Here is a 16,121-nt window from a genome sequence, read left to right on the forward strand (position 1 = left end):
TGAAGGGGGAAAACGAATAAAAAAACAGTTATTACATTGCTTGCTGCAGGAACAATGTTAGGTGCACCATTTTCAACTGCGTTTGCAGAAGAGCAAGTTTCCCAACAAGAAGCAATGGATAAAATGGAGGTACTACAAAAAAATTGGAATGAGGAACAGGGAAGCCCATCATTTCTTTCAGGTGACTTATCTGATAAAAAGGTAGAGACTCAAAAAGCGGTAAAAGAGTTTCTTGAAGAAAATAAAGAATTATTTAAAATAAATCCACAAAAAGATTTAACACTTAAAGAAGTGAAATCAGATGATTTAGGTATGAAACACTATGTTTATACACGATCTATAAATAAAATAACCGTTGATAGTGCACAATTTATTGTACATACAGATAAAGAGGGTAGAGTAACAACGACCAATGGAGATGTCCATCCAGCTGCAGAGGAAAGATTAAAGGGTAATACAAAAGCAAAGATTACAAAGGAAACAGCACTTTCAAATGCTTGGAAACATATTAAACTTACAAAAAGTGATACGCTAGTAAAAATGGATGGAAATGCATTAGATCAAATAAAAGAAAACTTAGAGTCTACTAATGAAAAAGCAGATTTAGTTGTATATGAAAAAGATGGAACTTACCATTTAACATTTAAAGTGAAACTACAATTTATTAAACCTGATGGTGCTAACTGGCACATCTATGTTAATGCGGAAGATGGGACAATTGTAGATTCATATAATGCAGTTACAGATGCAGATAGTGCTCATAAAGGTTATGGATATGGGGTACTAGGTGATAACAAAGAATTAAATACAACTTTTAGTAGTGTAAAGGGAAAATACTACTTAAAAGACACAACAAAGCCTATGAATGGTGGCTATATTGAAACATTTACAGTAAATCATAGCGATAAAGATTATCCAATAAATTACCGTCTATTTGATGATGATAATGCTTGGACAAATAAAGATCAAGGGCCAGCAGTTGATGCCCATTATCATGCAGGAAAAGTCTATGATTATTATAAAAATGTCCATAATCGTAATAGTATTGATGGGAAAGGTAAAACGATTCGCTCCGCTGTGAATTATGGAGTTAACGTAAATAATGCATTTTGGAATGGCCAGCAAATGATATATGGGGATGGAAATGGTCGCAGATTTATTACACTTTCTGGTTCTCTTGATGTTGTGGCACATGAATTAACTCATGCTGTTACAGAGTATTCTGCTGATCTTCGTTACGTAAATCAATCAGGTGCATTAAATGAATCTTTCTCTGATGTCTTTGGCTATTTTGTTGATCCTACCAATTGGGATGTAGGAGATGCTGTATTTACACCTGGTGTTTCTGGGGACGCACTACGAAGCTTATCAAATCCTGAGGAATAGGGACAACCTGCCCATATGAAAAACTATCAATATCTTCCAGAAACTGAAGAAGGAGATAATGGTGGAGTGCATATTAATAGTGGTATTCCAAATAAGGTTTTATATTTTACAATTAATTCCATTGGTGAAGAAAAGGCAGAAAAAATCTATTATCGTGTATTAACAACATATTTGACTCCAACTAGCGATTTTAAACAAGCTCGTACTGCTTTATTACAATCTGCGGCTGATTATGATGGCTATGATAGTGTAACTTATAAAGCCATAGAAAATGCTTGGAATCAGGTCGGTGTAAAATAATTTAATTTGGCTACTATAGGCTAAGAATTTTATTTATTAAAACTGAAAAATTGGCGATTCTAGCTCTTTATAAAGATGGTTGTCATTCAATAGCTGACATTACGGAAAAGTTTTCTGTTAATTCTGGAACGATTAGAGCTTGGAAAATAAGCTATGAAGTGAATGGTGAAGAAGGCCTAGAAGAAGCGCTTTCTTGGAAAAAAGAGATAAAGATAGATTTGAGCGTAGAGAGAAATTGTAATTAAAGTAAGATAGGAAGAAGACTAGCATTGAGAAATATAAAAGATGGAAGTAACATAGGGGATTTACGCATAAAGTAATATTGACAGTTGAATTAACAAAATTTTCATTTTAATCAAATAAATACATGGTGTTTTTAAATTATAATAATGTTATTACGATGAAAATAAGGCTATTAAATAGTTATTTTAAAAATCAATTTTAGATAGGAAGAGGATAATGAAGACCAGAGATAGTTATAAAATTATTGTAATTGGTGCTGGGACTGCTGGAATATCTTCTACTGCACATTTGTTACGAAATGTACCCCTATTGAAAGAAAGTATTGCAATTATTGATCCGTCAAAAAAACATTATTTTCAACCACTATGGAGTTTAGTGGGGGGAGGAATTGTTTCAAAGGAAATTACGATGCGTGATCAAGAATTGCTTATTCCAAAAGGGGCAACATGGATCCCTAAAAGTGTTATTAAGTTGTTTCCGGATGAAAATAAGCTACTTTTAGATGATGGACTGCTGCTTGAGTATGAAATTCTTATTGTAGCAGCCGGTATACAAATAAATTGGGACGGTATTAAAGGTTTAAAAGAGTCTATTGGGACTAATGGGGTTTGTAGCAATTACTCTTATAAATATGTTGATTCTACTTGGAAAGAAATTAAAAAATTTAAAGGAGGAAATGCGGTTTTTACCCACCCCAATACTCCTATTAAATGCGGTGGTGCCCCACAAAAGATTATGTATTTAGCAGAAGAGTATTTTTCTAATAACGGTGTAAGAAATAAAAGTGAAGTAATGTTTTATACAGCGAACGCTAACATATTTCAGGTTCCACGATATGCTAATACATTAGAACAAGTACTAGAAAGAAAGCAAATTATAACAAATTATAATAAAAACTTAGTAGAAATTATTGCCGAAAAGAGAGAAGCAATTTTTGAAGATACACAAACACTGAAAAGAGAAACTGTACCATACAGTATGATCCATGTTGTTCCACCAATGGGGCCACCTAATTTTATTAAAGAGAGTGAAATAAGTGATTCTCAGGGGTGGGTAGATATAAACCCTTATACTTTACAACATGTGCAGTATAAGAATATTTTCGGACTTGGAGATTGTACCAATTTACCCACCTCTAAAACTGGAGCGGCAATTCGAAAACAAATACCTATCTTAAAACAAAATATTATGGACGTACTTAACGGAAGAGACTTGCAGGCTAAATATGATGGGTATACATCTTGTCCGATTATTACTGGTTATAAAAGTCTGATACTCGCTGAATTTAACTATAAACATGAGCCTCAAGAAACGTTTCCATTTAATCAAGCGAAAGAACGGTATAGTATGTTTTTACTTAAAAGATATATGTTGCCCTATATGTATTGGAATTTTATGTTGAAAGGGATCCTATAAGAGAAAAGAGAAAGTGGTTATAAAAATTAAAATTGAAAAGCAATTTGAAATAACTAATTGGAGGGAATAGCTATGCTTTTAAAATATTTTTATGATGAAAAATTAGCACATGCTTCCTATTTAGTCGGTTGTCAGAAGGAAGGTGTAGCAATTGTAATTGATCCAGGTCGCTATATAGAACAATATATAGAATTTGCTAAGAAAGAGGGGATGGAAGTAATAGCTGCGGCTGAAACTCACATTCATGCAGATTTTCTTTCTGGGTCTAGAGAACTTTCTACTCTTTATCATGCCAATTTATATGTATCTGATGAAGGGGATTGTGATTGGAAATATCAATATCTTAACGAAGGTCGATACAAATTAGTTAGAGAGGGCTCAGAGTTTAAAGTAGGTCATATAAAATTTAATGTAATGCACACACCAGGGCATACGCCTGAAAGTATTTCTTTTTTAGTAACTGATACAAGTCAAAATAATTATACGAATGATAAGCCGATAGGAATATTCACAGGTGATTTTATTTTTGTAGGAGATATAGGAAGGCCGGACTTATTAGAAACCGCTGTAGGTATGAAAGATACTGCAAAAATAGGAGCGAAACAATTATTTAATTCTATACAAAAAATAAAAATACTCCCTGATTATTTGCAGATATGGCCATCACATGGTGCAGGAAGCGCATGTGGAAAAGCATTAGGAGCAATTCCAACTTCTACATTAGGTTATGAAAAGATGTTCAATTGGGCATTTCAGTTTAATGAAGAAAGTGATTTTGTATCGACTTTATTGACGGGACAGCCAGAGCCTCCAAAATATTTTTCATTAATGAAGGATTTAAATAAGTACGGTCCACCAATTCGTAAGAAGAGAGAAGTTTTTGCTATTAAAACAGTAAAAGAACTTCAAGAAGTTATGAGGAGTGTTCAGCAAATAGTTGATATAAGGGATGTAGAGAGTTTTGCTTCTGGTCACATCGAGAAATCAATTAACATACCGTATAACAATTCCTTTACAACCTGGTGTGGATGGTTACTAGATTATAAAACAGAAACTATAATCATTCTAGATGAGGAAAAAGTTAGAGTTGAGGAGGTTATTAGAGACTTTGAATCTATTGGGCTAGATAATATTATTGCTTTTGCACCCTTACAAGTTATACAAAGACTTGATAGGTTTGAAAGTTACAAAGAAAAAACATCAATTGAATTATATCCGCATATAAAAGATGGAAGCGTTAAGGTAATCGACGTGCGTAGTAAAAAGGAGTGGGAGGAAGGACATCTTTATGATGCAATACATATCCCTTTAGGAAATCTATTTAAGCAGCTAGATTGTATACCAAAGGATTGCCCAATCGTTTTACAATGTCGAACCGGATTGCGTTCCGCTATAGCAGCTAGTATTATACAGAGAGCTGGTATAAAGGAAGTGGTTAATCTAAAGGGAGGATTTCTTGCATGGAAAAAAGAAGAGCTTCCTTATACAACTTGTAATCTCAATGTGTAGGGAAATAATTTTTATTAATTTATCCGATAAGGAAAATTACGGATTACATAGGAGTATATCTATAAATAGGAGCACCACATTAAAATAGGAGAAATAGATAATTTATTCTATAGACCTAAATTTATTCAGAATTATGCTGATGAGCAAATGGATATAGTTTTATCAGGACACGCTCAGGGTGGACAATTTAGGTTACTATTTATCAGCAAATTAGTGGCTCCAAATCAAGGTGTTTTACCTAAATATACAGCCGGTTTATATGAAAAACAAAATACGTCTATGGTAGTGAGTAGAGGATTAGGTAATAGTATCATTCTGCAAAGAATTTTTAATAGGCCAGAACTTGTAGTCGTACAGTTAAATTGAACTGTACGACTTTTCTATACAGAAAAAAATAGGACATATGCATTTTATACAAGTTAACATTACAATTTTGTTAAAAATTTTCTACGTTACATAAAGTAACAAAATTTGACCCGAAGAGTTTGTTATAGTGTAAATAATCAAAAAACTTAAAAATTAGTCGAGTGAAATGTGTGATAAGTAATTCATGTAAAAAACTTAAAGGGGTGTACACATGCATAAAGAATATGAAATTGAAGAGTATACGGCGATTGAGGAACAAATACATTATTATTGCAAATGTTTATTAGTAAGTCATCCTGATCAAATTATAAAGTATTTAGAAAAAAGGTTAGAAAAATATGCGGAAACATTACAATATGCACATTTATATCCTGACACAGTTATTTTACCGTTACAGCAATTAGTTATCGAATATTCTTTAGATGTTGCTAGAATTAGGAAATATATGAATTTAAAAACGTAAAGTAAAATATATAATTGAAATGAAACAGAGTCGACTTTAAGAAAGGATATTCTAATGTCGACTCTGTTTCATTGTTTAATATTGTTGACGGAAAACCATACTAATCAATGAAGTTTGACATATAATTACGCAAGAGTAAAATAAAAGTGAGTACTCACTCATTTTGGAAAAGGGGGAAGAATACGTGCAGCAACCTGCCATTATTTTACGGACTGTATCGAAAAGTTTTGGAAAAAAAGAAGTTTTACACAATCTTTCATTACAAGTTGAAAAAGCAGAGATATTTGGTTTAGTTGGGCCTTCAGGTTCAGGGAAAACGACTCTTATTAAATTGATTGCGGGTATTAATGAGGCAACGGAAGGTGAAGTGCTTGTTTACAACACGAACATGCCTAATTTAAATGAAATGAAAAGAATTGGTTATATGGCTCAAGCTGATGCATTATACGAAGAACTATCAGCATATGAAAATGCAGATTTTATTGCAACGATGTACGGATTAAAGGGAAAACATAAAAAGGAAAGAATTGAAGAGATTTTTGAAATTGTACAATTATCACAACATATGAAAAAGCAAGTACAACATTTTTCAGGTGGCATGAAAAAGCGTTTATCATTAGCAATAGCACTCCTCCATGAACCCGAAATATTAATTTTAGATGAGCCAACAGTAGGGATAGATCCGCTTCTTAGAAAAACAATCTGGGAAAAGTTTTATGATCTTAAAAAGAAAGGCACAACGATAATTGTAACGACACACATTATGGATGAAGCTGAGTTTTGTGAGCGTCTAGGGCTGATTAGGGAAGGAAAGCTGGTTGCGACTGGAATACCTGAAGAATTGAAAAAGCGGGTATCATCAGGAAGGATTGAAGATGTCTTTTTGTTGGAAGAGGTGGCTGAATCATGAGAGTTATCGGTGTAATCATTCGTATTATTCGCCAATTTTTTCGAGATAAACGTTCGTTAGCGATGATGTTTGGGGCACCTATGTTATTACTTTGGTTATTGTCGCTAGTGTTTACACAAAAGGACTATGTACCGCATATTGCTGTTGTTGATATGCCCGCTCCAATAGTAACAGTGATGAAAAATCAGGAAGCGTCAATTTATGAATATAGTAAAGAAAAGGCAATGTCTGAGTTGGAAAAACAAAAGGTAGATGCGGTAATTCGTTTAGAAAATGGAAAAATGAATATTGTATTAGAAGGTAGTGATTCGTCAAAAAATCGTGCTGTGCTACAAATATTACAAAAAGGCACAGAGAAGAACGATGTATCGATTATGAAACCTGAAGTGAATTATTTACATGGTTCTAAAGACTTTACAATGTTTGATGGGCTTGGTCCCGTATTAATCGGTTTCTTTACATTTTTCTTTGTATTCATTTTATCAGGGGTATCTTTCGTAAGAGAGCGTTTAAGTGGTACTTTAGAAAGGTTATTATCGACGCCGGTAAGGAGATGGGAAATAGTTGTAGGATATATTATTGGCTTTGGAATCTTTGCATTCATACAATCCATTATTATCGTAAGTTTTTCAGTTTACATTTTAGACCTATATGTAGCTGGCTCCATATGGCTAACGCTACTTATTACATGTATGCTTTCTTTAACTGCTTTAACTTTAGGGACGTTTTTATCTGCATACGCAAATAATGAATTTCAAATGATCCAGTTTATACCGCTTGTCATTGTGCCACAAATTTTCTTTTCTGGTTTGTTTCCAATTGAATCTATGAATAAGTGGCTCCAAATGTTAGGGAAATTATTTCCGCTCACATATGGCGCTGACGCAATGAGACAAGTGATGATTCGAAATCAAGGAATTACAGAGATTGCATTAGATCTTACTGTTTTACTTCTTTTTTCACTATTATTTGCAGTAGGAAATGTATTTGCATTAAAGAAACATCGAAAAATATAATGATGATACAAAGGGGCATTATAGATGAAGAAGGATTGGCTGGAAGAATTGATTGCCGCAACAAATACAGATAAACGAAACGAACGTCAAATGCGTATTTTAGAAGCAGCCGTTGATATGTTTGGAGAAAAAGGATATGCTTCAACTTCAACAAGTGAAATTGCAAAGCGCGCTGGTGTAGCGGAAGGAACGATCTTCCGCTACTATAAAACGAAAAAAGATTTATTGTTAGCAGTCGTCATGCCGACATTAACAAAGTTTGCTGCACCATTTTTTGTACAAGCCTTTGCGAAAGAAATATTTAAATCGGAGTATGAATCGTATGAAGGACTTTTAAGAGTTGTCATTCATAATAGATTTGAATTTGCAAAAAAGCATTTTCCAATGATAAAAATATTAATTCAAGAAGTGCCGTTTCAGCCGGAACTGAAAAATGAAATACAACATTTAGTTGAAACAGAATTACTTTCACATTTTAAAAAGTTGATTGCAAAGTTTCAAGAAGAAGGAGAAATTATTGAAATGCCCCCATCTTCTGTTTTACGACTTACTTTATCAGCTGTATTAGGTTTATTATTAACACGATTTTTATTATTGCCTGAAGAAAAATGGGATGATGAAACGGAAATTGAAAGTACGATTCAATTTATATTGTACGGATTAACGCCACGATTTTAATCATAAGTAAAAATATGTTGAAGTGTGAAGTACTTATATCATTTTTTAGCAAAAAATTAATCGCCTTTAAACAGGCGATTAATTTTCATTATATATTTTTGATAAATAAGTACTTGTTTACTAAAAATGTTCCAAATTAACGTGTTTCTTTGTCTTTTCTTCTAAGACCTAATAATCCTGCTAGTCCTAATAAACCGAGCCAAGCCCAATTATTATTTTTATCACGATTATCATTTAAATCATTTGTCGTATTTACATTTCGAGTTCTCATATCATTATTAACTCTGTCTAAGTTATTGTCATTAACTCGAGTTGAAATGTCAGTGTTATTAACTCTATTCATATTATTTCCATCGTATTCAGCTTGTGCAGATGTACCTAAAAACATAATAGATAGTGCTAAAACACTTAAAATAGATGATAATTTCTTCTTCATAACGCTCCCTCCTTTCTTATGTATTAATTTCTCCAGAGCATGTGTGTATTATTCGTTTCACAATGTCTAAACCATCATTATAGAGCGCACATTAATAAAACTAAATGAATCAAACTTTGCTTAAAATGTAAAACTGAGTACAATTTATATTATATGGACTAGCACTAAGGAGGTAATGAAATGCGACAATTTGCTAAACCTAAAATTGTTGTAAGTAAATGTTTAGAATTTGATGCTTGTCGTTATAATGGAGAGATGATTCCGGATGCAACAATACGAAATTTGCAGCCATTTGTTACATTTATACCTGTTTGTCCAGAAGTTGAGATTGGATTGGGGACTCCTCGTGAAACGATACGCATTGTAGAAGAAAATGGTATGAATAAACTTGTGCAACCGTCTACAAGAGAAGACGTCACTGAAAAAATGGAGCAATTTTCAAATGACTTTTTACATACGATATCCGATGTGGATGGTTTTATTTTAAAGAACCGTTCGCCAAGTTGTGGTACGCGTGATGTGAAAATTTATTCTGGTTTTGAAAAAGCACCAGCAAAAGGAAAAGGACCAGGCTTATTTGGTGGCGCAGTATTAAAAAAATTTTCGCATCTTCCAATTGAAGAAGAAGGTAGATTGTCGAATTTTATTATTAGAGAACATTTCTTTACAAGGTTATTTACAATCGCATATTACAAGATGATTAAACGTAATAAAAATATGAAAGACCTCATATCGTTTCAGTCGGATAATAAATATTTATTTATGGCATATAATCAGGTAAAACAAAAGGAATTAGGGCGTATTATTGCAAATCAAAAAAATGAAAAGATTGAAGTTGTATTTGAAAACTATGAGAAGACTTTATATGAATTATTTATGCGCACACCCCGCTATACATCGAATGTAAATGTATGTGAGCATATTTTTGGATATTTTAAAACAAAGTTGAAAAAACAGGAAAAAGATCATTTTTTAGGAATGATACATAAATATGCAGAAAAGAAAATACCACTTAGTAGCTTACTTGCAATTTTAAAATCATGGACCCTTCGATTTGATGAAAAGTATTTATTAAGACAAACATATTTCGAACCATACCCTGAAGCTTTAGTAGAAATTTCAGATTCGGGAAAAGGTAGAGATTATTAAACAATAAATTACATAATTCGACAAGAAAACTCCTATGTTGTTGTAGAACAATGTAGGAATTTTTTTGTGCATTAGTACAGAATCTGTTTTAAAATTAAGTTATGACAGAATTATAGCAATTGTCTAACTAATATTCTTGTCTTTTAATCTGTAATGTTTGTAGTAGAAACTCGCACGCTGTCGAAACTCAATATTCGATAAGGGGTGTGTAGCGGTATGGAATTTACTCTAACTCGCGAAAAACAAATGATTAAAGAAATGGTACGTGACTTTGCTGAAAAGGAAATCGCACCAAAAGCGGTATATTATGACAAAACTGCGGAATTTCCATATGAAACATTTCAAAAAATGGGCGAACTAGGATTATTAGGCATCCCATTCCCTGAAGAGTATGGGGGTTCAGGTGGCGATACTGTATCGTACGCGTTAGCAGTTGAAGAAATTGGTCGTGCTTGTGGTGGGACAGGATTAAGTTACGCTGCAACAATTTCATTAGGTGCTTCTCCAATTTATTATTTCGGTACAGAAGAACAAAAGCAGAAATATTTAGTTCCAATGGCGTCAGGTAAAACATTAGGTGCTTTCGGATTAACTGAACCGAACGCTGGATCTGATGCAGGTGGTACACAAACGAAAGCTGTATTAGATGGAGACGAGTATGTTATTAGTGGTGAAAAGTGTTGGATTACAAATGCAGAGTATGCAAATACAATTATTGTAACCGCTGTCAACGGTGTTGAAGACAATGGTAGAAAACGCATTTCGGCATTTATCGTACCAACTACAAGTGAAGGATTAACAATCTCAAGCCCTTACGATAAGATGGGTGTTCGTGCTTCTAATACATGTGAAATCGTACTTGATAGTGTACGTGTACCGAAAGAAAATATACTTGGTGATGTAAATAAAGGATTTAAACAATTCTTATATACACTTGATGGAGGACGTATTTCAATCGCAGCATTAGCAGTAGGTATTGCGCAATCTGCATTTGAACGTGCACTGCAATATGCGAAAGAGCGTCAACAATTTGGAAAATCTATTTCTAATTTCCAAGCGATTCAATTTAAATTAGCTGATATGGCGACTGAAGTAGAGTTAGCGCGCAATTTAGTACATAAAGCAGCTTGGTTAAAAGATAACGATAAACCTTTCGGTAAAGAAGCGGCTATGGCAAAACTTTTCGCATCTGAGGCTGCTAGTCGTATTGCAAATCAAGCAGTACAAATTCACGGTGGATACGGCTATATGCGTGAATATGAAGTGGAACGACATATTCGTGATGCAAAATTATTAGAAATTGGTGAAGGAACTTCTGAAATTCAACGTCTCGTAATTGCAAGACATTTAGGATGTAGATAAAAAGGAGGAATCACTATGTTTCAAAAAGTATTAATTGCTAATCGCGGGGAAATCGCAGTTCGTATTATGAAAACTTGCCAAAAACTTGGCATTCGCACTGTTGCTATTTATTCTGAGGCGGATGAAAATGCCCTACATGTAAAAATGGCAAATGAAGCTTACTTAGTAGGTGGGCCGCGTGTCCAAGAAAGCTATTTAAACCTTGAAAAAATTATTGAAATAGCTAAGAAGACAAATGCTGAAGCAATCCATCCGGGATATGGATTATTATCAGAGAATCCGTCTTTTCCGGTTCGCTGTAGAGAAGAAGGAATTGTATTTATCGGTCCATCAGAAGAAATCATTACGAAGATGGGAAGTAAAATCGAATCTCGTATTGCAATGCAAGCTGCAGATGTCCCAGTAGTTCCAGGTATTACTACAAATATTGAAACTGCTGAAGAAGCAATTGAAATTGCAAAACAAATTGGTTATCCATTAATGCTGAAGGCATCCGCAGGCGGCGGAGGCATTGGAATGCAGTTGATGGAAACTGAGCAAACGCTCACCAAAGCATTTGAAAGTAATAAAACAAGAGCGCAAAACTTCTTCGGTAACGGAGAAATGTATTTAGAGCGCTATATTGCAGATGCACACCATATTGAAATTCAGCTTTTAGCAGATACACATGGTAACACAGTGTATTTATGGGAGCGTGAATGTTCCGTGCAGCGCCGAAATCAGAAAGTAATTGAAGAAGCACCTTCACCATTTTTAGATGAAGGTACTCGAAAGGCGATGGGTGAAGTTGCTGTACAAGCTGCCAAAGCTCTAGGCTATACAAATGCAGGTACAGTTGAGTTTCTTGTAGATGATCAGAAAAACTTCTATTTCTTAGAGATGAATACGAGATTACAAGTAGAGCATCCAGTTACAGAAGAAATTACTGGTTTAGATCTTGTAGAACAACAACTTCTAATTGCATACGGTGAGAAACTATCATTTACACAAGATGATGTAAAACGTAGTGGTCATGCCATTGAGGCACGTATTTATGCAGAGGATCCGAAAACTTTCTTCCCATCACCTGGGAAGATTACAGATTTAACGCTTCCATCAAATGTACGTATTGATCATTTTTTAGAGAATCAAGTCACGATTACACCTTTCTATGATCCAATGATTGCGAAAGTCATTGCTCATGGTGAAACTCGTGAAGAAGCAATTTCAAAATTACATGATGCTTTAGAAGAATTAAAAGTAGAAGGTATTAAAACGAACACGCCAATGCTACTTCAAGTATTGGAAGACGATGTGTTCAAAAGTGGTATTTATACAACGGGTTTTGTAACGAAACAACTTGTTAAAAAATAAGATTTAACAATATTAAGGGGGAAAAAATGATGACGAAGGTATATGCATCGATGGCAGGAAATGTATGGAAGATTGTTGTAGGAGTAGGAGATACAGTAGAGGAAGAGCAGGATGTCGTCATTTTGGAATCTATGAAAATGGAAATTCCAATCATTTCAGAAGAAGCTGGCACAGTTATGAAAATTAATGTGCAAGAAGGCGATTTTGTAAATGAAGGAGATGTATTACTAGAAATTGAATAGGGAGATATAGGGGGAAGCGAATTGAAACTACCTAATTTTGCTGTCATTAAAGAAGTCGGGCCACGTGATGGCTTACAAAATGAAAAAAAGATTGTTGGCACAAAAGATAAAGTAAAATGGATTCAACTACTTACAGAGGCTGGATTATCGTACGTTGAAGTTTCCTCATTCGTTCACCCTAAATGGGTCCCTGCATTAGCAGATGCAAATGATGTGTTTTCTGAGCTGAAAAGGGATCCAAATGTTACATATGCAGCGCTTGTTCCAAATCAAAATGGTTTGGAACGAGCTTTTTTGCAAAATGTAGATGAGGTGAATGTTTTTTTATCAGCAAGTGAATCTCATAATAAAAGTAATATTAATAAATCAATTAAAGAAGCATTAGTTGTAATTGAAAATATAACAAAACAGGCATTATTCGAAGGGAAAAAGGTAAGAGGCTATGTTTCTACTGTATTTGGATGTCCTTATGAAGGGGATATAAGTGTCGCAGCAGTTGACGAATTATGTAATCAACTATTTTCATACGGCATTTATGAAGTCTCGCTTGGTGACACAATCGGTGTAGCAAATCCATTACAAGTAGAGCGAGTATTAGAGCATTTATTAAAGAAATATGATGCTTCGCAGTTTGCAATGCACTTCCATAATACGTACGGAATGGCTCTTGCGAATGTAGTAAAGTCTTTAGAATATGGTATTACAACATTTGATAGTTCTTGTGGTGGTCTTGGCGGCTGTCCATATGCACCAGGAGCATCAGGCAATGTTGCAACTGATGACTTAGTTCATATGCTCCATAAGTTAGGGGTCCAAACGAATATTGATGAAGAGAAGTTATTGAGAGCGAGTCAATTTATTCAAAGTAAATTAAATATCCAATTACCGAGTCATGTGTATAGAGCGCTTCAACATAAAACGATAAGTAGGTGAGAAGATGCTACAATTACAAAACATTTCAGTTGATTATGTAACACCTCACGTTGTAAAGATTTCATTATATCGTGAAAGACAAGCAAACTCATTATCTTTAGCGTTATTAGAAGAGTTACAAAACATATTAACTCAAATAAGTGAAGAGCCAAAGACTCGTGTAGTTATTCTAACAGGTGCTGGCGAAAAAGCGTTTTGTGCTGGTGCGGATTTAAAAGAACGCGCCGGTATGAATGAAGAACAAGTTCGTCATGCTGTTAGTATGATTCGCACTACTATGGAGATGGTTGAACAATTACCACAGCCAGTTATTGCTGCTATAAATGGCATCGCACTAGGTGGTGGTACGGAATTAAGTTTAGCTTGTGATTTTAGAATTGCGGCTGAATCTGCAAGTCTTGGTCTTACTGAAACTACACTTGCGATTATACCAGGAGCAGGTGGTACACAGCGTTTACCAAGATTAATTGGTGTTGGGAGAGCGAAAGAATTAATTTATACAGGAAGACGTATTTCGGCGCAAGAAGCAAAAGAATATGGTTTAGTAGAATTTGTTGCACCAGCTCATTTACTTGAAGAGAAAGCGATTGAAATAGCAGAGAAAATTGCTAGTAATGGTCCTATTGCTGTTCGATTAGCAAAAGAAGCAATTTCAAACGGTATTCAAGTTGATTTACATACCGGATTACAAATGGAAAAACAAGCGTATGAAGGTGTAATCCATACGAAAGATAGATTAGAAGGATTACAAGCATTCAAGGAAAAACGCACACCAATGTATAAGGGGGAGTAAATATGTTAGACCAAAAACAACAATCGAATAAATTTGAAGAACGAGTTGAAACGATTAAGCAAGGCGGCGCACCAAAATATCATGAACAAAACAAAGCGAAAGGTAAACTATTCGTTCGAGATCGCTTAGCTCTTTTATTTGATAATGGTGAATATGTAGAAGATGCATTATTTGCAAATTGTGAACAAACAGGATTACCCGCTGATGGTGTTATAACGGCAACGGGTAAAATACATGGTCGTACGGCATGCGTGATGGCAAATGATTCAACTGTCAAAGCAGGATCATGGGGCGCACGTACAGTCGAAAAGATTTTGCGTATTCAAGAAACGGCAGAAAAATTACGTGTTCCGTTATTTTATTTAGTTGACTCTGCTGGAGCGCGTATTACTGATCAAGTTGAAATGTTCCCAGGGCGTCGCGGTGCAGGAAGAATCTTCTATAATCAAGTGAAATTGTCAGGTAAAGTTCCTCAAGTATGCTTGTTATTTGGACCTTCTGCAGCTGGTGGTGCTTATATTCCAGCCTTTTGTGACGTTGTAATGATGGTTGAAGGAAATGCATCTATGTATTTAGGATCTCCTCGTATGGCTGAGATGGTTATCGGTGAGAAGGTAACTTTAGAAGAGATGGGTGGAGCTCGTATGCATTGCTCTGTATCAGGATGCGGAGATGTTTTATGTAAGACCGAAGAAGATGCGATTACACAAGCAAGACAATACATTTCATATTTTCCTAACAACTACTTAGAAAAGACTCCATTGGTTACACCTCAAGAACCGAAACAATTCGATAAAACGTTAGAACAAATCATTCCAGAAAATCAAAATGCTCCTTTCAATATGAAAGATCTCATTAATAGAGTTATTGATGAAGGCTCTTTCTATGAAGTGAAAAAATTATTTGCTCAAGAACTAATTACAGGTTTAGCACGTATTGATGGTAAGCCAGTTGGTATTATTGCAAATCAACCGCGAATGAAAGGCGGCGTATTATTCCACGATTCAGCTGATAAAGCAGCGAAGTTTATTAATTTATGCGATGCATATCATATTCCATTATTATTCCTTGCAGATGTACCTGGATTTATGATTGGTACAAAAGTAGAGCGTGCTGGTATTATTCGCCACGGTGCAAAAATGATTTCTGCGATGAGTGAAGCAACTGTACCGAAAATTTCTATCGTTGTTCGTAAAGCATATGGTGCTGGTTTATATGCGATGGCAGGTCCAGCCTTTGAACCAGATTGCTGCCTAGCATTACCGACAGCTTCTATTGCGGTAATGGGTCCAGAAGCCGCGGTCAATGCTGTATATGCAAATAAGATTGCAGCTTTACCAGAAGAAGAGCGTGATAGCTTCATTGCTGAAAAACGCGAAGAGTATAAGAAAGATATTGATATTTACCATTTAGCATCAGAGATGGTCATTGATGGTATTGTTCATCCAAACAATTTAAGAGAAGAGTTAAAAGGACGATTCGAAATGTATATGAGTAAATATCAAGTATTTACGGATCGTAAACATCCTGTTTATCCAGTTTAGAAGCCCTATTTAGGGCTTTCTT

General features: G+C 34.7%; 15 protein-coding genes and 2 pseudogenes. 16 read left to right on the top strand and 1 reads right to left on the bottom strand.

Annotated features, from left to right (window positions below; genetic code table 11):
* The first annotated feature begins 54 nt into the window (after positions 1-54).
* The 9 genes and pseudogenes from ATN06_RS12590 to ATN06_RS12630 all read left to right on the top strand — a co-directional run bounded on the left by ATN06_RS12590 (position 55) and on the right by ATN06_RS12630 (position 8,287).
* Positions 55-1,686, top strand: a pseudogene (locus ATN06_RS12590) (M4 family metallopeptidase).
* A gap of 50 nt (positions 1,687-1,736) precedes the next feature.
* A complete protein-coding gene (locus ATN06_RS12595) occupies positions 1,737-1,931 on the top strand; it encodes a helix-turn-helix domain-containing protein (protein ID WP_060630907.1) in 195 nt (64 codons plus the stop codon).
* Positions 1,932-2,145: 214 nt separating this feature from the next.
* Positions 2,146-3,345 carry an FAD/NAD(P)-binding oxidoreductase gene (locus ATN06_RS12600; protein ID WP_060630908.1) on the top strand — a complete coding sequence of 400 codons (1,200 nt, stop codon included), beginning with the start codon at positions 2,146-2,148 and terminating at the stop codon, positions 3,343-3,345.
* Between the two features lie 72 nt (positions 3,346-3,417).
* Positions 3,418-4,854 carry an MBL fold metallo-hydrolase gene (locus ATN06_RS12605; protein ID WP_060630909.1) on the top strand — a complete coding sequence of 479 codons (1,437 nt, stop codon included), beginning with the start codon at positions 3,418-3,420 and terminating at the stop codon, positions 4,852-4,854.
* Between the two features lie 102 nt (positions 4,855-4,956).
* A pseudogene (locus tag ATN06_RS12610) lies at positions 4,957-5,220 on the top strand (metallophosphoesterase); the annotation flags it as partial.
* Positions 5,221-5,431: 211 nt separating this feature from the next.
* Entirely contained in the window at positions 5,432-5,683 is a 252-nt protein-coding gene (locus ATN06_RS12615; RefSeq protein ID WP_000548621.1) for a hypothetical protein, read from the top strand.
* Between the two features lie 184 nt (positions 5,684-5,867).
* Positions 5,868-6,593 carry an ABC transporter ATP-binding protein gene (locus ATN06_RS12620; protein ID WP_060630911.1) on the top strand — a complete coding sequence of 242 codons (726 nt, stop codon included), beginning with the start codon at positions 5,868-5,870 and terminating at the stop codon, positions 6,591-6,593.
* On the top strand, positions 6,590-7,609 hold the full coding sequence (locus ATN06_RS12625) for an ABC transporter permease (protein ID WP_060630912.1): 1,020 nt from the start codon (positions 6,590-6,592) through the stop codon (positions 7,607-7,609). Before ATN06_RS12620 ends, ATN06_RS12625 begins: the two co-directional genes overlap by 4 nt.
* A gap of 24 nt (positions 7,610-7,633) precedes the next feature.
* Positions 7,634-8,287 (top strand): TetR/AcrR family transcriptional regulator, encoded by a 654-nt coding sequence (locus ATN06_RS12630; protein ID WP_060630913.1) that lies wholly within the window; start codon positions 7,634-7,636, stop codon positions 8,285-8,287.
* A gap of 136 nt (positions 8,288-8,423) precedes the next feature.
* Here ATN06_RS12630 and ATN06_RS12635 read toward each other — a convergent pair whose 3' ends face one another.
* Positions 8,424-8,723 carry a WGxxGxxG family protein gene (locus ATN06_RS12635; RefSeq protein ID WP_060630914.1) on the bottom strand — a complete coding sequence of 100 codons (300 nt, stop codon included), beginning with the start codon at positions 8,721-8,723 and terminating at the stop codon, positions 8,424-8,426.
* Between the two features lie 180 nt (positions 8,724-8,903).
* Between ATN06_RS12635 and ATN06_RS12640 the strand changes: the two genes are divergently transcribed.
* The 7 genes from ATN06_RS12640 to ATN06_RS12670 all read left to right on the top strand — a co-directional run bounded on the left by ATN06_RS12640 (position 8,904) and on the right by ATN06_RS12670 (position 16,099).
* Entirely contained in the window at positions 8,904-9,872 is a 969-nt protein-coding gene (locus tag ATN06_RS12640) for a YbgA family protein (protein ID WP_060630915.1), read from the top strand.
* Positions 9,873-10,088: 216 nt separating this feature from the next.
* Positions 10,089-11,234 (top strand): acyl-CoA dehydrogenase, encoded by a 1,146-nt coding sequence (locus tag ATN06_RS12645; protein WP_016087807.1) that lies wholly within the window; start codon positions 10,089-10,091, stop codon positions 11,232-11,234.
* 15 nt (positions 11,235-11,249) lie between these two features.
* Entirely contained in the window at positions 11,250-12,587 is a 1,338-nt protein-coding gene (locus tag ATN06_RS12650) for an acetyl-CoA carboxylase biotin carboxylase subunit (RefSeq protein WP_060630916.1), read from the top strand.
* Between the two features lie 26 nt (positions 12,588-12,613).
* Positions 12,614-12,829, top strand: a complete 216-nt coding sequence (locus ATN06_RS12655; RefSeq protein WP_001987345.1) for an acetyl-CoA carboxylase biotin carboxyl carrier protein subunit — start codon at positions 12,614-12,616, stop codon at positions 12,827-12,829.
* A 21-nt stretch (positions 12,830-12,850) separates the two neighbouring features.
* Positions 12,851-13,762, top strand: coding sequence for a hydroxymethylglutaryl-CoA lyase (gene mvaB / locus ATN06_RS12660; protein WP_060630917.1), 912 nt, complete (start codon positions 12,851-12,853; stop codon positions 13,760-13,762).
* A 4-nt stretch (positions 13,763-13,766) separates the two neighbouring features.
* A complete protein-coding gene (locus ATN06_RS12665) occupies positions 13,767-14,555 on the top strand; it encodes an enoyl-CoA hydratase (RefSeq protein WP_060630918.1) in 789 nt (262 codons plus the stop codon).
* A gap of 2 nt (positions 14,556-14,557) precedes the next feature.
* Positions 14,558-16,099 carry an acyl-CoA carboxylase subunit beta gene (locus tag ATN06_RS12670; RefSeq protein ID WP_060630919.1) on the top strand — a complete coding sequence of 514 codons (1,542 nt, stop codon included), beginning with the start codon at positions 14,558-14,560 and terminating at the stop codon, positions 16,097-16,099.
* The last annotated feature ends 22 nt before the right edge of the window (positions 16,100-16,121 follow it).

The sequence above is a fragment of the Bacillus thuringiensis genome (assembly GCF_001455345.1).
GTDB classification, from domain to species: domain Bacteria; phylum Bacillota; class Bacilli; order Bacillales; family Bacillaceae_G; genus Bacillus_A; species Bacillus_A thuringiensis_N.